Source organism: Micromonospora sp. B11E3, assembly GCF_039871625.1.
In the GTDB taxonomy this organism is placed as follows: Bacteria; Actinomycetota; Actinomycetes; order Mycobacteriales; family Micromonosporaceae; genus Micromonospora.
In genome coordinates, this window is record NZ_JBDPMC010000057.1 from 1 (window position 1) to 17,741 (window position 17,741).

The window sequence follows — 17,741 nt, forward strand, 5'->3', positions numbered from 1 at the left end:
CGGCTTACCCGTCTCCCGCACGATCCGCACAGCGCCCTCACGGAACTCCCGGTCGAACCGTCTCCTCGTTTCAGCCATGACCATCTATCCCCTTAGGTCCGGCCTCCACGCTATCGGGGGAACCTCAACGCCGTCGAGGATGCCCACCGCGTCGGTGCCCGGGGTGACAACGAGCTTGCGGGTGAGGGTGTAGGAGCCACCCGCCGGCACGTCGACGTTGAACCGACTCATCACCCAGTTGCCCGCGGCGTAGACGTCGAAGGCGCTGGCCGGCGTACCGTAGACGAGACCGAAGACCTGCGGGTCGGTCCCGGTCATGCCGATGTACGGCTTGGTCGGGGCGTACGCCGCCGTCGCGCCCGGCGTCACGATGCCGGCGCCCGGGATGACACTGGTCTGGCCGGCTGCGTCGTGGTCCATCGCGTCGCCGGTCCACACGTTGAGTGGTGCCGAGCCGGAGTTGCTCAGGTCCGTCGAGACCGTGGCGAAGGTGTCGCCCGGCTTCAGCGTGTAGGTCGTCGTCGCCGTCAGACCCGTGAAGCCCTTGACCGGCCCGGACACCCGGACGACGGCCTTGTCGCCGGTCGCCTGGACGATCTGGACGTCGGTCGCCGTCACCGACCGGATGTCCCACGCGCTACCGTCGGTCGGCTGGGTCGCCGAGACGTAGGGCAGGTTGATCCAGTCGAGCTGGTCGGCCATGCCGCGGACGGCGATGTCGACCGGCTTGCCGCGGGTGCCACCGGAGAGCTGCGAGTCGTTGTAGGCGTCGGCGATCGCCATCGAGAGCTTGTCGTTCTCGAGCATGACGTCGCCGTGGCCCGCCTCGACCAGACCCGAGCCGATCTGCTTGCCGTAGCTCGCCTCGACCGTGACCGGGCTCAGCGCGATGTCGGCGGCGCCGCTGCCCGCCGCCGGTACGGTGACCGTGCCGGTGGCCGTCTGGTAGCCCAGCTTGGACACCCGGACGTCGTACTGACCGGTCGGGGCCTTGACGAGATACTTGCCCTGGGCGTCGGTGCTCGTGGTCGCGACCACCGTGCCGGCCTGCTCGAGGGCGACCCGGGCACCGGAGACGGCGGCGCCGCCTGCGGTGATCGTGCCGGCCGCGCGAGCGGCGTCCGGGACGGCCGCGTCGTGCAGGTCGATCTCGTCGGCCCACTTCTCGATGTTGCGGGTGGGGTCGCCACCGGCGGTCGCGTAGTCGGTCAGGTGGTAGAAGCTGAACTGCTTGGTGGCGCCGGGCGCCATCGTGGCGTCGTAGTAGAGACCCTCGACGTAGCCGTACGCACCGACCGCGGTCGGCGTGTCCAGCGCCCACGCGAGACCATGGGCGGCCTGGCCGTTCGTGGTGGCCGCGTCCGCACCGACGTAGACGTAGTTCCCGGTCCAGCCCGAGGTCTTCAGACCCGGGTTGATGCCGCTGAACCCGGGGATCCGGCCGTTGTCGACCGAGCTGTCGGGGTCGATCATGTAGTTGAAGTAGCCCTGGTAGCCCGTCGTGCCGGTGTTGGTCAGCTTGACCGTCATCTTCACGATCGGAGCGTCGGGCAGGGTCTCGTAGCGGACCTGCGCCTTGATCGCCGGGTTTGCCCGGTACTGACCGTTGCCGACCACGGCAGCGCCGTCGACCGCGAGGTCGGGCAGGTCGAGCTGGTCGTTCGGCCGGTCCCACGAGTCGGGCGGCGTGAGACTCGGACGCAGCAGCATCTCGGCCCAGTCGAGGGTCTCGGCGCCGTTGGCGTCGTTGAGCATGAGGTCCGACAGCGCCCCCTGGCCCAGACCGCCGGCGCCGTTGTTGCCGCCGACGTACGGCGTCACGGACGCCCGGATCTTGTCGTTGGCCAGGTAGTAGTATTCCTTGCCGGTGACGACGTCCGTGCGTGTGCTGCCGTTGCCGTAGTCCGGCGCGTACGTCGACTTGCCGGCGACCGGGCGGGTCACCTTGATCAGCTTCAAGTCGGCCGTCGCGTTGCCGGTGGTGCCGACCGTGACGCTGGCCGCCGAGCGGTCGTCGGCGATCAGGCCGCGCTTGGCCGCCGTGACGGTCCAGGTCGACGCCGGCAGGCCGATCCGGTAGTGGCCCTGGGCGTCGGTGCTTGTCACCGCGGTGTCCTGACCGGCGGCGACGGCGGTGACCTTCGCGCCGGCGATCGGAGCGCCCGTCTCCGGGTCGCTGACCGTGCCGGCCACGGTCGTCCAGCGCTGCGCGGACTCGCCGCCCGGCACGTAGGCGTAGAGGTTGCCGTCCCAGGCGCCCGTCACGACGGTGTTGCCGCTGACGGCCGGGCCGGCGCCCACCCAGGTGCCGATCTCGTGGCTCCAGAGGATCTGGCCGGTGTCGGTGGCCAGGGTGTAGAACCTGCCGTTGTTGGCGCCGACGAAGAGTGTGTCGCCGGCCACGACCGGGCTGGACATGACGCCACCGTGGTAGACGTCGCCGGGCAGCACCCGCTCCCAGAAGACGTTGCCGGTCTGGGCGTCGAGGGCGACGACGGCGCCGCTCGGGAAGCCCATGTAGACGACGCCGTCCTTGACGGCCGCGGCGCTCGGGGTCGAGCCGCTCGAGACGAGCGAGGAGCGCGAGCTCCGGTAGGTCCACAGCGTCGCGCCGGTCTTGGCGTCACGGGCGGCGATGCCGTTGTTGGCGCCGATGAAGACCTTGCCCTCGGCGGCGGTCGGTACGCCGTCCTGCCAGCTGCCGAGCGACTCGACCCCGGTCCACTTGCGGGCTCCGGTGGCCAGGTCGTAGGCGAGCACGCGGTCGGCGGTCTGGTTGCCGACGTACACGGTGCCGTCCATGACGGCGGGCGTGCCGTCGCTCATGGTCGCGCCGGACATCGGGGCGGCCCAGATCTCCTGGCCGGTCTTGGTGTCGAGCGCCTTGAGGACGCCCTGGCTGCCGATGCCGTAGCGGGTCTGATAGGGCCACAGCACGGTGTGGCCGGAGACGGCCGGCGAGTAGTAGCCGTAGGTGCGCTGGTTGTTCGGGGCCGGCGCCTGCTCGGGCACGGCCTTCCAGCGCAGCTCGCCGGTCACCGCGTCCACGGCGTAGAGCTCCGAGCCGAGGGTCGGCGCGAAGATCAGGCCGTCGCCGTAGGCGAGGCTGCCGTGGATCGACTGTGGCACCTCGAAGTTCCACAGCTCCTTGCCGTTCTTGAGCTGGACGGCGTGGACCCGGCTGTTGCCGTCGCCGTTCTCGTCGCGGGTGCCCGCGTAGACGACGCCCTCGTGGATGACCGGCGAGCCGGTGAGGAAGGTACCGTCGGTGCGGAAGCTCCACGCGAGGCGGCGACCCGGCTCCTGCGCCGGGGCCACACCAGAGTGGGCCTCGTCGCCGTGGTGCTGGGTCCAGTCGGCGCCGGCGACGGACTGCAGCGCGGGCTCGCCGGTCAGCATGAAGTCGGCGGACTTGGTCCACGTCTTGCCGGCCGCGTCGACGACCTTCACCTCGACGGTGTGCTTGCCGACGGTCTGCAGGTTCTCCGGCAGGTTGCTCTGCCAGGTGAACTCGCCGCTGTCGTGCAGCGGCAGCCAGATCTTCGAGCCGTCGATGCGGTAGCGGGCCGAGACGACCTCGTCGCCGGTGTCGTAGGCGTTGACCTGGATGCCCGGGAAGCCGGCGGCCGGGACGGCCGTGCCCGGGGCGGGGTTGACGATGGTGAGGTGCTCGTTCTCGCCGTACATCCGGAACGGGTTGTCGAAACCCGGACCCGCCATGTGGATGTAGCGGAAGCCGCGGGGCGCGTTGTCGATCGTGTAGGAGCTCGACACGGTCTGGATGTGCTTGGCGGTCGAGGCGAACGCCGAGTGGTTCTCGACGTGGTTGGAGTGCTCGTGGCCGACCAGGATCAGCTGCGCCTGGTAGTGCTCGAGCACGTCGCCGAAGGCGTCGTACGTCGACGGCGAGCCGAACGGGACGTTCATCGGCTGGTGGGCGAGGACGACGACCTCGATGTCGTTGGTCGGGTCGTCGTCGAGCGGAACGCTCGCGGCGAGGTCGTCCTTGAGCCAGTTCAGCTCCTCGTCGAACGGCGCCGAGCCGTTGTTCTCGAGCACCACGAAGTGCCGGTTGCCGTAGTTGAACGAGTACCACTCCGGACCGACGTTCTTGCGATAGTTGTCGATCTTGTCCGCGTACGCCGACCCGCTCGCGTACTCGTGGTTGCCGACGGCCGGCCACACCCCGACGGCCGACTGCTGGGTGCCGCGGCGATACGTGTCGAACTGCCCCTGGCTGGCGTCGTTGGTGAGGTCGCCGCTGACCGCGATGAAGCGCAGGTCGGTGCCCGTGGAGTTGATCTCGCGAATCTGGTCGGGCAGCTGTGCGTTGACGTGCGGGTCGGCGATGTTGGCCCAGGAGAAGGTGTCGCCGTCGGAGAGTTCGTCACGGACGAGCGCGAAGTCCGCGGTCGGCGTAGCGTCGTCGGCGAGCTGGCCGAGGTTGGCCCAGAACATCGGCTCCTGGTACTGGTCCAGGCCGAACCGGTAGCCCCGCGGCTGGCCGGCCCACACGATGTCCGTCTTGCGACGGTCGGTGGAGATCGTCAGCGAGTAGGAGCCGTCGGCGGCGGTCGTGGTGGCGACCTTGCCGTCGGAGACGCGCACGCCGGCCAGGCCGACCTCGTCGGGGTTGTGCTGACCGTCGCCGTTGGCGTCGACGTACACGACGCCGCTGACGGTGGCCTCCGGCGGGTCGATGGCGGCCGCCGCGTACGACGTGAGCGGGCCCGCCACGACGCTGGCGGCGAGCCCCAGCGTGGTGGTGTACAGGACGACGCGCAGGCGCGCGCGTGTCCAGGTGAACGCGGACATCGGGATCCTTCAGGGTGGGGGGGGAGGTGGATGTCAGGTCAGGAGCGGGGAGCGTTCGACGAACCAGACCAGACCGGCACCGGCGACGGCGACGGTCGCCGCGACGGTGCCGAGCGTGAGGGCGCGAGCGGCGACCGGCGTGGTCGCGGCCCTGCGCAGGAACAGCAGCGCCGGGAAGGTGAGCGCGATGGTCGCCAACTGGGCGAGTTCGATGCCGACGTTGAAGGAGACCAGGTCGGCCAGCGTCGAGGCCGACAGCGGCCCGTCGACGCTGAGTACGCCCGCGAAGCCGAGCCCGTGCAGCAGCCCGAAGCCGAAGACCACGGGCAGCCGGTGGCTCGTCCTCGGCGAGAGCAGGTTGTCGAGCGCGACGAACGCGATCGACAGCGCGATGAGCGGCTCGACGATCCACCCGGCCACGCTGACCCAGCCGATCGCGGCCAGCACCAGGGTCATCGAGTGTGCGACCGTGAAGGCCGTGGCGACCTCGACGACGTCGCGCAGCCGCTTCGCGCCCAGCAGCAGCGCCAGCAGGAACAGCACGTGGTCGAGCCCGAAGAGCAGGTGCTCCGCCCCGAGCCGGACGAACCGCGGGATCTCGCGGAGCAGGTCGGTGCGCCCCACCGTGACGCTGGTGCGGGCGGCGTCGAGCAACGTCGAACCGCGGCGGCCGTCGATATCGTAGGCCACCACCGTGGTGGTGTCGTCGATGACGCCGTCGGAGGCGCGGAAGATGCCGCTGCGGACCGTGAGCGCGCCGGACGCCGGGCAGTCGTAGGCGAGCGCGACCCGCACCGCGCCGGAGTCAGCGAGTTCGACGCGGGCGTCGTCCTCAACGGTGCACCCGATCGAGCCGCGGCTCAGCCACAGCCGCCCGCCGACGTACGCCGCCACGTCGCTCGCGTGCGCGTCCAGCGACCTGCGCCGCACCTCGGTCGGCACCTCGGCGGCCGCGCCGTCCACGCTGACCGCGTCCGGGCTCAGGGCACCGTCGAGACTCAGCAGCCGGGCGAGGACGTCGTACTCCACGTCGACGACAGCCGCGACACCGTCGCCCTGGCTGCGCAGGTCCACCGCGACCGAGGTCGCGCGGACGTGCGCCCGCGCCGGAGCAGCGACGAGGAGCACGGCGACAAGGGCGGCAAGGAACGCCAGTACACGCACAGGCAGGCACTTCCGTCGTGGGGGGAACGGCGGTCGTTTCCCAACCCTGCAGTGCTCGCTCCATACCCGGCAACTCGATACGGTCCCCTTTCACCGAACCTTCCGCTGCTGGTCACCCACCGGCCGAAAGCCGGGTTTCTGGGCGTCGAAAGCCGGGTTCTGGGGCCCGGGTACGAGGCCCGCGTCCGAAGCCAAGCCGGGTGGGCCCGGAGGCGATCCCGACGCCCAGGGCGCACCCGCCCGAGTTGAGCATGACGTCGTCGACGTCGGCGGCGCGGCTCAACAGCAACTGACCGAGCTCGATAAGCAGCGACGCGGCCGCCGAGGCGGCAGGCGGTTTCGGTGTGCGGGCGCAGCAGCAGGGCATCGAGAACGATGTCCTTGGCGCCGCTGCAGACGGCGACGGCTCACAGTCGCCCCCCGCCTCGGCGATAACCGGGGCCATGTCCGTTGAGCGTTTGAACATGGACGAGCGCGTCGACCAGCCCAGAGGTGCACAGTGTTCACCAGCTGAGGCTGGCCGCCACCGGCAGGTGGTCGCCGCCGGTGGCCGGCAGCACCCAGGAGCTCTCCGGCTTCACGCCGCGGACCAGGATCTGGTCGATCCGCACCACCGGGAACTTCGCCGGCCAGGTGAAGCCGAAGCCGTTCCCGGCCTCGCCCTGCGCCGAGCGCAACTGCGAGGTGATGCTGGCGAGCGCGCGGTCGTCCATGGTGCCGTTCAGGTCGCCGAGCAGCACCACCCGCTCGTTCCGCTCGGCGGCAATGGCCTCGCCGAGCGCCTGCGCGTTTCTGTCCCGATGGGCCGTCCAGAAGCCCGCCCTGGGATTCACCCGCACGGACCCCAGGTGGGCCACATACACCGCCAGCGGCCCCTGGTCCGTGGCCACCGTGGCGCGCAGCGCCCGGTTGTAGGCCATCTTGATGTCGACCGGCTTGGTGGCCGCCAGCGGCCCGGCATCCATCTGGATGTCGACCGGCTGAGTGTCCGACAGCGGCAGCTTGCTCCACAGCCCGACCGTGCCCCGCACCGTGTGGTGCGGGTACGCCTTCGCCAGCTCCTTCTCGTACGTGCCCGTGGCCTGCGGGGTCAGCTCCACCAGGGCCAGCACGTCCGCACCGGAGGCGGCCAGGTCGCGGGCAGTGCCGGCCGGGTCGGAGTTGTCGGCGTGGACGTTGTGCTCGGCCACGGTGAGGTCGCCGCCCGGGCGGGACCTGTCTCCAAGCAGCCCGCCGAAGAGGTTCAGCCACACCACAGCCGGCAGCAGCAGCGCGGCCACCGCGGAGGCGGAACGACGCCACAGCGCCCCGATCAGCAGTACGGGGATGAACAGGCCGAACCACGGCAGGAAGGTCTCCACCAGGCTGCCGAGGCCCCCGCGGTCCGTGATCTGCGCGTGCAGCAACAGGATCAGGCCGAGCAGCAGCGCCAGCGCCGCGAGCACCAAGCCGCGCTTCCAGGGGCTCGGCCGCAAGACGGCGCGTATCGCCCGGCGGATGCGCACGCGCCAAGTCCCGGCACCGGCATCCCGGCGGCCGGCGTCGCCCTGCCCGGTACCCGCCGTGTCCACCTGCGTCATCGTCTGCCCCCGCTCACCGCCGGTCACCGCTACATCCTATTTTGATCAACGGGTTGTCCGGGTGAGATCACCGAGGCGCACAAATGGAGGCCGGGTATGCGCCGAGTTTCATCCACGGCAACCGCTGATCCCATCGGCGGCAATCTCCGGCCCGGAGTCTGGCTGCCGTGACGTACACATTGAACGCCATGGTCGCCGTGGGTGCCGTCGTCGCCGCGCTGCTCGCCCCGCCCCACGCCAGCGCCGCCACCACACAACCCGCTGTCGTGACCACCGACAACGAAACCCCGGTCCTGTACGACGACGAGGCTGGCGGGAACGCTTCCGGTGACGACCCGGCCATCTGGGTCCACCCGGCGGACTCCCGGAAGTCAATGGTGATCGTGACGGCCAAGGAGGGCGGCCTCCGGGTCTACGACATGGGCTCGCGGGAGCTCCAGTCGCTGCCCGCCACCGAGGCACCGCGGATCGACACCGCCGTCGGTCGCTACAACAACGTCGACATCGCGTACGGCGTCAGCCTGGCGGGTCGCACGGTCGATGTCGCCGTCGTCTCGGACCGCTACAACGACCAGCTCCGGTTCTTCGTCATCAACCCGGCCGGTGCTACGGCGCGTACCCCGCTGGTCGAGGTCACCGCAGCCGACCAGAACTTCCTCTTCAACCCCGACCGTGCGGCCGTAGACGAGGAGCACACCGCGTACGGCCTCGCCATCTGGCAGCCGCGGCCCGGTGAGTCGTACGCCGTCGTCACCCAGGAGGGGGCGACGACCGTCGCGACCGCCCGGATCGTCGAGATCGGCGGCAAACTCGGCTACACGGACATCCGACGGCTCACCATGCCGGGCACCTTCCGGCTGCCCGACGGGACGACCTGGGTTCCCTGCGAAGAGCCGGGTGTGCTGCCGCAGTTCGAGGGCGTCGCAGTGGACCAGGCGTCGGGCGTGCTCTACGCCGCGCAGGAGGACGTCGGCCTGTGGCGGCTGCAGCTGCCGCTGGGCTCGGCCAGCCAGCCGACGCTCATCGACCGGGTGAAGGACTTCGGGATCCACGACGTCTACGACAGCGAGACCGAGGAATGCCAGCCGGTCGACCCGAACGCCAAGGGCTACGGCGGAAACCTGCTCACGGCCGACGCCGAAGGCGTCGACATCTACTACGGGCCGGGCGCGAGCGGGTACGTCCTCGTGTCGAGCCAGGGCGACGACACGTTCGTGGTCTACGAGCGCCAGGGCGCGAACGAAGCGTTGGGCAGCTTCCAGGTCAAGGGCGTCGACGGCGCCGACGACATCAACGGCTCCGACGGCCTCGCCGTGACGAACCGCCCCGTCGGCGACTACCGGCAGGGCCTGCTCGTCACGCACGACGAGCCGGAAACCGGGCCCGACGTTGACGACGAGCGCGACGCCACGAACTTCTCCTACGTCTCGTGGGGTGACATCGCGGGTGCGATGTCGCTGACCGTGGACATCCGGACCGGAAACGATCCGCGCTTCCGCTGAGCTGAGCCGCCCGCAAGCGCGAAACGGCCTGCTCCAGATCCCCTGGAGCAGCCCGTTTCGGAGCAGGCCGTTTCGCGTGTGCATCGAGCTCGGGATGTTCGCCGGCATCGGCGATGCCGCATGTCTCCGGGTTTGACACGCCCGGCTGTCACATTGCCGTCCACCGATCGCCAAGCGGCCGCCGCGCATCGTTCACCTCACGCTTGGCCGCCAGATAGCAAACCACTCCTAACGTTCTCTGTACCCGATTTCGAGGAGGATTCATGGATCGGCGCACACTACTGAGGGCAACGGTCGCCGGAGCAGGTGGATTGGTCCTGCCATTCACGGCATGGTCCACAGCGTACGCGGCACCGGCACAGAACGCCGCCAGCCCCTACGGCCCACTGCAGGCCGCCGACGCCAACGGCATCCAACTGCCGGCTGGCTTCACCAGCCAGATCATTGCGCGGTCCGGCCAGGTAGTGCCCGGCACATCGTACGTCTGGCACAACGCGCCGGACGGTGGCGCCGTGATCGCGAACGGCACCGGCTGGATCTACGTGTCCAACGCCGAGACCAGTGCCACGTCGGGCGGTGGCGCATCGATGATTTCGTTCAACTCCAGCGGCCAGATCACCGGCGCCTCCCGCATCCTGTCCGGCACCGACAACAACTGTGCCGGTGGCAAGACCCCGTGGAACACCTGGCTGTCCTGTGAAGAGATCAGCCTCGGCCGCGTCTGGGAGACCTATCCCCTGGGCGGAACGGCCGTCGTACGCCCGGCTATGGGCCGGTTCAAGCACGAAGCCGCCGCCGCCGACCCGGTCCGCAAGGTCATCTACCTGACCGAGGACGAAACCGACGGTCGGTTCTACCGCTTCGTCCCAACTACCTGGGGCGACCTTTCCACCGGCACCCTGCAGGTCCTCGTGGCCGGTACCGCAACGTCCGGCACATACACGTGGGCCACCATCCCCGACCCGGACGGGTCGCCCAAGGCCACCCGCAAACAGGTCTCCGGCGCCAAGGTCTTCAACGGTGGGGAAGGTTGCCACTACGCCAACGACACCGTCTGGTTCACCACCAAGGGCGACAACCGGGTCTGGCAGGTCAACCTCACCAACAACACCTACGAACTGGCCTACGACGACAGCCTGGTCAACCCAGGCCCCGCCCCGCTCACCGGCGTCGACAACGTCACCGGCTCGACGTTCGGAGACCTCTACGTCGCCGAGGACGGCGGCAACATGGAGATCTGCATGATCACCCCAGACGACACGATCTCGGTGTTCCTACGAATCAACGGACAGAGCTCGTCGGAAATCACCGGCCCCGCCTTCACCCCCGCCGGCGACCGGCTCTACTTCTCGTCCCAGCGCGGCACAACGGGCTCCTCGTCCGGCGGCATCACCTACTGCGTGACCGGACCATTCCGCACCTGACCCCGCAATTCCCCGGCAACGTCGTGAGGGTGTCTGACCCGACCTGTCTGGTGTAGACGCGCCCTTGCTCGTGGCAGCAAAGCGGGCATGACCGGTTCAGATGATCATCGAGGGGTCTCTACGCCTTGTTGATCGTTCGAAACAAGTCATGCCCGCCTGCCATCATCACCGATCTCGTCTGTGTCAAACGCGCCGGCTGTCACCGTGCCCGAACCGCTGCCGGGATCTCGCTGCCACCGGCGTGGTCAACAACGCGTGGCGCAACAGCGCGGTGGAGGACTGGCACGCCGGCGACGGGCCACCCATCGACGGCGACATGCTCCGCATCAAATCACGAACCTGCTGGCGGGTACGGCAGATCATCCGGCGCTGCCGCCATGAGGTGGACCTGGCAGCAGATGCCGCCACTGGGCAGCTTGACGACGTTAGCGTGGACGATCGGGATTGGCGGGCCGTACGGATCTGGCGCTGGTTGGTCAACTCGCAGCGCCTGCTGCCGGGTGGCTTGCGGCTTGTCGAGATCGCCGGCGACGACCTCGCGGAATACAGCGACATGTCGCCGGAGTGTTGGGCGGGCGGGCAGTCGCAGCCGAGGAACGGGGTGGCCGACACTCCGCCTGGCGCGCCGCGGCACACGGTGGGCTGGCGTGCCGCCATCGGTGGGACACGCCGACCTGGCCCAGCCTGGTCGACGGTTTCGTCACCGTCTTTGACGAGCCGTCGCATCGGCACTGGGGTCCCGACGGCCAGCGGCACCGACGTCCTCGGCGTCGACGCGACGGCGACGGCGACGGCGACGGCGACGGAACAGCTTGATCATCGCTTCACTCTTGCCTAGATGCTTTTCGAAGCAGGAACCACATTGCACTCTGTTTCGAAATCTGCCAACCTAGAGGAATGTCGAAACAAGCGCTGCCGGTGGTGGATCTCAACGCGGTCGCCTGCTGCTCCCCCATCGCGGCCAGCCCGATGGACGCCGATCAGGCAGCGGTGGTCGCGCCGATGTTCAAGGCCCTGGGTGACCCGGTCCGGCTGCGACTGATGTCGATGATCGCTTCGGTGCCGGAGATCTGCGTCTGCGACCTGACCCCGGCGTTCGACCTGTCCGGGCCGACCATCTCCCACCACCTCAAGCTGCTGCGGGAAGCCGGCCTGGTCGACTCCGAGCGCCGCGGCACCTGGGTGTGGTACCGGGTGAAGCCGGAGGCGTTCCGGCAGCTCGGCTCGCTGCTGGAGATGTCCATCACCCCGGCCGCCGGTGGCACCGCGTGAGCCTCACCCTGGCCCGGCGGGCATCGGCGGAATTCGCCGGCACCGCCCTGCTGGTCGCCGCCGTGGTCGGCTCCGGGATCGCCGCCGCCCGGCTCTCCCCCACCGACGTCGGCCTCCAGCTCCTGGAGAACGCGATCGCCACCGCCCTCGCGTTGGGCGCGCTGATCCTGACCTTCGGCCCGGTGTCCGGCGCGCATTTCAATCCGGTCGTCTCCGCCGTCGACTGGTGGCTCGGCCGCGGCGCCGGCACCGGCACCGGCCTGACCGGACGCGACCTCGCCGCCTACACCGCCGCCCAGATCGGTGGCGCGATCACCGGAGCGGCCCTGGCTGACCTGATGTTCGGGCTACCCGCCGTGGCCTGGTCCCGCACCGACCGCACCGGTGGGAACCTGTGGCTGGCCGAGGTTGTAGCCACCGCCGGCCTCGTCGTCCTCGTCTTCGCCCTCGCCCGCAGCGGCCGCACCTCCGCCGCACCGGCCGCAGTAGGCGCCTACATCGGCGCGGCCTACTGGTTCACGTCCTCGACCTCCTTCGCCAACCCCGCCGTAACCATCGGCCGGGCCTTCACCGACACCTTCGCCGGCATCGCCCCCACCTCGGTGCCCGGCTTCATCGCCGCCCAACTCGTCGGCGGCCTGATCGCCATCGCCGCCCTCAACGCCTGGTACCCCCACGCCGCCGACTCCGCCGACGCTGTCGTCGTGCCGCACCTTGCCCAGGAGAATCGATGACCGCTCCCGCCAGCACCACCGGCATCACCATCACCGCAACGGGCGAACAGCACCCCGACGCCGTGCTCGACATCTACCGGCTCGGCATCGCAACCGGCCACGCCACCTTCGAAACGGAGCCACCGACCTGAGAGCGGTTCACCGCGACCCGGCTGCCAGACCATCGCTGGGTGGCCGTCGACTCCGCCGGCCGGGTCCTCGGCTGGGTGGCCTACTCGGCCGTGTCCGACCGGTACGTCTACGCCGGGGTGGTCGAGCACTCCGTCTACGTCCACCCCGACACCCACGGCCGAGGAGTCGGCCGGCTCCCGCTCGACGCCCTGATCGCCTCCACCGAGCAGACCGGCATCTGGACCATCCAGTCCAGCATCGTCCCCGAGAACACCGCCAGCCTCGCCCTACACACCGCCTGCGGATTCCGCACCGTCGGCACCCGCGAACGCATCGGCCGCCACCACGGCACCTGGCGCGATGTCACCCTCATCGAACGCCGCAGCCCCACCATCACCTGACAGGAACCCACAGATGAGCGACAAGCCCACCGTCCTGTTCGTCTGCGTCCACAACGCCGGCCGCTCCCAGATGGCCGCCGGCTGGCTACGCCACCTCGCCGGCGACACCGTCGAGGTCCGCTCCGCCGGCTCCGCACCCGCCGACCAGATCAACCCCGCCGCCGTCGAGGCCATGCGCGAGGTCGGCATCGACATCACCGACCAGACCCCCACGCTCCTCGAGTACCAGACCGCGGAGTCCTCCGACGTCATCGTCACCATGGGCTGCGGCGACGCCTGCCCCGTCTTCCCCGGCAAACGCTACGAGGACTGGAAGCTCGAAGACCCCGCCGGCAAGGGCGTCGACGCGGTCCGCCCGATCCGGGACGAGATCCGCGCCCGGGTGGAGAAGCTCCTCACCGAAGTGAGCCCCACCACCTGACCCATCCGCCGGCGCTACCCGTCCGCCCGGTCACCCGTTGGGCGGGGCCGACACGCGCTCATCCGGCCGCTGACACGGCCGGGACAGACCAACACTGCTCCCTGCCCCGCAAAATGACGGTGACCGGGTCCTGGTTCACCCGGCGTATCGATGGTGTTGGTGCAACGATGGAAGACGTGGGAACTACGAAAACCGCAACGCCTGCCGTCTCACCGCTCGCCGGTGAGCCGATCAAGCGTGCTGACGCCGAGCGGCTCGCGCAAGTGCTGAAGGCAGTCGCCGACCCAGCCCGACTGCGACTGCTCAGCCTGATCCAGTCCGCCCCCGAGGGCGAGGCGTCCGTCAGCGACCTCACCGCCCCGCTCAGTCTCTCCCAGCCGACCGTGAGCCATCACCTTCGGATCCTCACCGAAGCCGGCCTGCTCGAACGCGAGAAGCGCGGCGTCTGGGCGTACTACCGCCTCGTGCCGTCCGCGATAGCCGCGATCGCCGACCTGCTAACCCCGCCCCGCAAACGAGCGACGAAGAAGACCCGCTGAGCGCACCCGCGAAGAACGGCTCGGGTTCTGCGGGTGTGCCGGTCCGCACTGGTCACGGCGTCGAGCACGCCGACAAGGTCTTGCCTCATCAACGATGCCCGATCGGCGTCGAGCCGTGATTGCGGAGTAGGGACACCAATGTTTGCCCGTCGTCGGCCAGCCGGCGGCGCCGGCTGGTGAGCCGCATTCAACGGTGGCGATAGCCGACCGGGCATCAGACCAAGCGGTGGTCGAGGGCGGTGTGGCGGGCGAGCAGCGGTTCGAAGATGTCGCGGCCCAGGGTGACGGCCTGCTCCTGGTCGAGATCCGTGGCGGCCAGGTTGGGATGCGCGGTGATCCATGCCTGAGCGCTGGATGCGCTCGTGAAGAAGTTGATGGTGGAGCAGCAGGTATCCACGGGGCGACCGGTGTCTCCGGTGGCCGCGTACACGATCACCGCTTCGCCGGCTGGTACGTCGCGGCACCGTTGGTGATGGTTACGCCGACCGGTTGGCCGATGTGCGGATCGGTGGAGGTGATCGTCGCGTCGGCGCCAAGCATGAACGGCATGCCCAACGCGTCGATGGCACACATCGCGAACACCTCGATATCGCCGAGTGCCACCACGTGCGGCGTTGGCGTTGGCGTTGGGGAGAACGGGTAGGCCGCGACCAGACGCCTGGGTCCAGGGGTCAGTCACCCCACGCAGCGGCCATCCGCTCCCTGCGGGTCGACGCCGAGCCGGTCGGCAAGCCGCATCACCGCCACCGGCGGCACCGCCCGCACCTCATCCGGCACGAACCCGAGCCACGGCAACGTGCACAGCTGCACAGCCAGGCCAAGCCGGTCCGCCGGACCCCGTCCCCGTCCTGGCGATGAACGCCACGTCCGCCGCGGTGAGCGTGAAGAACCGGATCAACTCGTCCGTGCCGATGTCCGGGTACGACTTCAACGGCTCCATCTGGTCATCGGGGAACAACCGCGTCGCCATCGCACACTCCCTACACCACCGGACAAACCAGGCGCGAACATATAGGAGATCATCAATTTAATCGTCATCGACCCCAGCGTTTCCGCAGGTTAGCCATATCCGTTGGTCTTTCCGCCAGGACTACCGGAACCCCCTGTTGCTGTGAGACCGGCTCGAGGGCTGAGCCGGTGCAGTCGGACGTGGCGCCCACTCCAGGCTCCCGCCACAGGTGGCCTACGCGGGCTGCCGGTCGGCCGGGACGCCCAGGCGCAGCAGCGGCAGGCAGGAGAGGAGCAGGCCGACCGCACCCACCCACAGGGCCACCCGGGCGCCGGCGGCGGCCCCCAGCACGGTGCCCAGCAGCGCGCCCAGCGGCATCGCCCCGCCGAGCAGGAACCGCATGGTGGCGTTCATCCGGCCGAGCAGTTCGGGCGGGCACAGCTGCTGCCGCAGACTGACCTGGGCCACATTGGAGGCCGTCGCACCCGCCCACAGCAGCAGGTAGCCGCCAGCCGCCAGCCAGATCCGGCCGGCGCTGTCGATCAGGGGTGTGAGCAGCGCGAACGGCGCGGTGACGAGGAGGCAGAGCCAGGCCGAGCGATACTGCCCGAGCCGCTGGGCCAGGCGCCGGGCCACCACCGCGCCGAGGATCCCGCCGGTGCCGCCCGCACTGAAGTACGCGCTGGCCGTCGCCGGGGACGCGCCCAGCTCGCTGACCAGGCGCACCGGCACCATCGTCTGCAACACCAGGGCAAACATGTTGTACGCGCCGCCGGCCAGCGCCAGCACGCGCAGCACCGGGTGGCGCAGCACGTAGGCCACGCCGTCCCGGATCTGCCCGGCGAGCCGGGACCGGCCGGTGGTGGCGGGCCGCAAGTCGACCGCACGGATCCGGGCCAGGTACGCGGCGGACCCGGCGAACCCCGCCGCGATCAGCAGGACGGCGGGTCCGGTGCCGGCCAGCTCGACGGCCAGCCCGGCCAGCGCGGGACCCGCGACCTGCGCCACGGCGAGGGTGGTGCTCAGGCGGGCGTTGCCCTCGACCAACTCCTCGGGCCGCACCACCCGCGGGAGGTAGCTCTGGTGCGCGACGTCGAAGAACACCGTGAGCACCCCGACGCCGAGTACGACGACGTACAACTGGCCGAGCGCCACGCCGCCCGGCGCCGCCGGCACGGCCAGCGAGGCGATGAGCGCGGCCCGCCCCAGGTCGGTGCCGATGAGCAGCCGCCGCTGCCGCACCCGGTCGACGACCGCGCCGGCGGGCAGGCCGACGACCAGGAACGCGACCGTGCCCAGCGTGCCGACCAGACCCACCTGCCACGCGGAGGCGTGCATCGGGCCGACCGCCACCAACGGCAGCGCCACCAGGGCCATCCGGGCGCCGAACTGGCTCGCGACCGCCCCGAGCCACAGGGACCGGAAGTCGTGCTGCCGGAGCAGCCCGGAGCGGCGGTACGCCATGTCAGGTCGGCGCGGCCGTGGTCGGGACGTCGGCCGCCCGCAGCCAGGTCGCGCGCAGCAGGTCGGCGGCCCGGTCCGCCTCGATGTCGGGCCGCTCCGCGAGCAGTTCGAAGAACCGGACCAGAGCGGCACCCACCGGCTCGGCGCCCGGCAGCACCTCGGGGTCGTGGTGGACGGTCAGCTCGGGCTGCTCAGCCGACCACGTGACCGCCAGATGCAACGCGTTGTAGGCGGGGAACCCGCGCCGGCTGGCGGGCGGGCGCACGGCGCCGCGCAGCAGCCGGCCCGCCCTGCCGATCGTGGCGGAGCCGAGCGTAAAGGTGCGCTCCGCCGCCACCACGTTGAGCACGAGGCGGCGCCGTTCGCGCAGGGCCTCGACCCCACCGAAGTCGGTCAGCCACTGGCCGAGCAGGGGCGGCGCGGCGGCGTTGGCGGCGGCGAGGCCGCGGACCCAGCCGGCGAGCGAGGGGGACGGGATGTCGTCCGGCGGCACGCTCACGACCGCCTCGTGCAGCGCGCCGGGGACCTCGAGGCTCTCCCGCGTCCACCGGCCGCCCCGCGCGTACAGCACCGGGACGTCCGCCTCGGTCCAGAGTCCCAGCAGGAACGACAGGGCCGCCAGGAGCAGGCCGGAGCCGGTCGCACCGGTGAGCTCCCGGCCACGCCGGATGGCCCCCGCGGTGTCGCCACCCAGCCGCAGCGGCCAGGCGGCGGTCGCAGTGGTGTCCCGCCACGGTTTCCAGCGCCCGCCGGGGAAGGCGACGGCGGGGACCTCCCGGCTCATCGCCTCCGCCCAGAACTCCCGGGAGGCGGACCGCCGCGAGTCCGCAGCGGCCTCGGCCACGTGCGCGAAGAACGAGGGCACCGGCGGCGGCGTGCGCTCGGGATGCTCGTACGCCGCAGCCGTGTGGCGCACGAACCGGGTGTGCGTCGCGTGATCGGCGAAGCCGTGGTCCACCACGAGGGCGAGCGCGTGGTCGTCCGGCGCCAGCCGGACCAGGCAGGCGCCGGCCAGCGGGTCGTGGCGCAGGTCGATCGGTGCGTACACCGCGACGCCGAGCGCCGCCCCGGCCGCCTCCAGCCGCCGGTCCGCCGGTATGTCGGCACAGTCCACCGTGGTCACCGGAAACGGCTGCTCGGCCCCGCACACCAGCTCGGGGCCCGGAGCGAACCGGGCTCGCCACACGTCGTTGCCGGCGGCGACGGCCCGCATGGCGGCGGCCAGGCGGGGCACGTCCACCTCGCCGCGGACGTGCCACAGCGTCCAGGCCCGGGGCATCGGGTTGTGCCGGGGCAGGCCGGCCTCGTCGGTGTCGCTCAGCAGCAGCAGTTCACGCTGCGCTCCGTAGGGCGGCACCCCCACCC

General features: G+C 70.5%; 13 protein-coding genes and 3 pseudogenes. 8 read left to right on the plus strand and 8 right to left on the minus strand.

Features of this window, described 5'->3' with window-relative positions; genetic code table 11:
- Positions 1-84: 84 nt before the first annotated feature.
- The 3 genes from ABGB16_RS24020 to ABGB16_RS24030 form a co-directional block, all read right to left on the minus strand.
- The gene (locus ABGB16_RS24020) at positions 85-4,815 is read right to left on the minus strand and encodes a PQQ-binding-like beta-propeller repeat protein (protein WP_347670355.1); all 4,731 of its coding nucleotides are present in this window, start codon (positions 4,813-4,815) and stop codon (positions 85-87) included.
- Between the two features lie 33 nt (positions 4,816-4,848).
- Positions 4,849-5,979 (minus strand): HupE/UreJ family protein, encoded by a 1,131-nt coding sequence (locus tag ABGB16_RS24025; RefSeq protein ID WP_347670356.1) that lies wholly within the window; start codon positions 5,977-5,979, stop codon positions 4,849-4,851.
- A gap of 503 nt (positions 5,980-6,482) precedes the next feature.
- A complete protein-coding gene (locus ABGB16_RS24030) occupies positions 6,483-7,586 on the minus strand; it encodes an endonuclease/exonuclease/phosphatase family protein (RefSeq protein WP_347670357.1) in 1,104 nt (367 codons plus the stop codon).
- A 140-nt stretch (positions 7,587-7,726) separates the two neighbouring features.
- Here ABGB16_RS24030 and ABGB16_RS24035 point away from each other — a divergent pair, with 140 nt between their 5' ends.
- From ABGB16_RS24035 to ABGB16_RS24070, 8 genes and pseudogenes are all read left to right on the plus strand, one after another.
- A complete protein-coding gene (locus ABGB16_RS24035; protein ID WP_347670358.1) occupies positions 7,727-9,061 on the plus strand; it encodes a phytase in 1,335 nt (444 codons plus the stop codon).
- 263 nt (positions 9,062-9,324) lie between these two features.
- On the plus strand, positions 9,325-10,485 hold the full coding sequence (locus ABGB16_RS24040; protein WP_347670359.1) for an alkaline phosphatase PhoX: 1,161 nt from the start codon (positions 9,325-9,327) through the stop codon (positions 10,483-10,485).
- 100 nt (positions 10,486-10,585) lie between these two features.
- A complete protein-coding gene (locus tag ABGB16_RS24045; protein ID WP_347670360.1) occupies positions 10,586-11,323 on the plus strand; it encodes a hypothetical protein in 738 nt (245 codons plus the stop codon).
- Positions 11,324-11,382: 59 nt separating this feature from the next.
- On the plus strand, positions 11,383-11,757 hold the full coding sequence (locus tag ABGB16_RS24050; RefSeq protein ID WP_347670361.1) for a metalloregulator ArsR/SmtB family transcription factor: 375 nt from the start codon (positions 11,383-11,385) through the stop codon (positions 11,755-11,757).
- Positions 11,754-12,467: pseudogene (locus tag ABGB16_RS24055) on the plus strand (MIP/aquaporin family protein); the annotation flags it as partial. The gene ABGB16_RS24050 and the pseudogene ABGB16_RS24055, both read left to right, overlap by 4 nt.
- 20 nt (positions 12,468-12,487) lie before the next feature.
- A pseudogene (locus ABGB16_RS24060) lies at positions 12,488-13,003 on the plus strand (N-acetyltransferase family protein).
- Positions 13,004-13,016: 13 nt separating this feature from the next.
- A complete protein-coding gene (locus tag ABGB16_RS24065) occupies positions 13,017-13,424 on the plus strand; it encodes an arsenate reductase ArsC (RefSeq protein WP_347670362.1) in 408 nt (135 codons plus the stop codon).
- 167 nt (positions 13,425-13,591) lie between these two features.
- Positions 13,592-13,963 carry a metalloregulator ArsR/SmtB family transcription factor gene (locus tag ABGB16_RS24070; protein WP_347670390.1) on the plus strand — a complete coding sequence of 124 codons (372 nt, stop codon included), beginning with the start codon at positions 13,592-13,594 and terminating at the stop codon, positions 13,961-13,963.
- A gap of 214 nt (positions 13,964-14,177) precedes the next feature.
- Here ABGB16_RS24070 and merB (ABGB16_RS24075) read toward each other — a convergent pair whose 3' ends face one another.
- The 5 genes and pseudogenes from merB (ABGB16_RS24075) to ABGB16_RS24095 form a co-directional block, all read right to left on the minus strand.
- Positions 14,178-14,399: an organomercurial lyase gene (merB, locus tag ABGB16_RS24075; RefSeq protein ID WP_347670363.1), complete on the minus strand. Its 222-nt coding sequence runs from the start codon at positions 14,397-14,399 to the stop codon at positions 14,178-14,180.
- A complete protein-coding gene (gene merB, locus ABGB16_RS24080; RefSeq protein WP_347670391.1) occupies positions 14,396-14,638 on the minus strand; it encodes an organomercurial lyase in 243 nt (80 codons plus the stop codon). The genes merB (ABGB16_RS24075) and merB (ABGB16_RS24080) overlap by 4 nt, the downstream gene beginning before the upstream one ends.
- Positions 14,639-14,794 (minus strand): annotated as a pseudogene (locus ABGB16_RS24085) (DUF4158 domain-containing protein); the annotation flags it as partial.
- 352 nt (positions 14,795-15,146) lie between these two features.
- Positions 15,147-16,376, minus strand: a complete 1,230-nt coding sequence (locus tag ABGB16_RS24090) for an MFS transporter (RefSeq protein WP_347670364.1) — start codon at positions 16,374-16,376, stop codon at positions 15,147-15,149.
- A gap of 1 nt (position 16,377) precedes the next feature.
- Complete coding sequence (locus ABGB16_RS24095) at positions 16,378-17,739, minus strand: condensation domain-containing protein (RefSeq protein WP_347670365.1); 1,362 nt, start codon at positions 17,737-17,739, stop codon at positions 16,378-16,380.
- Positions 17,740-17,741: the final 2 nt, after the last annotated feature.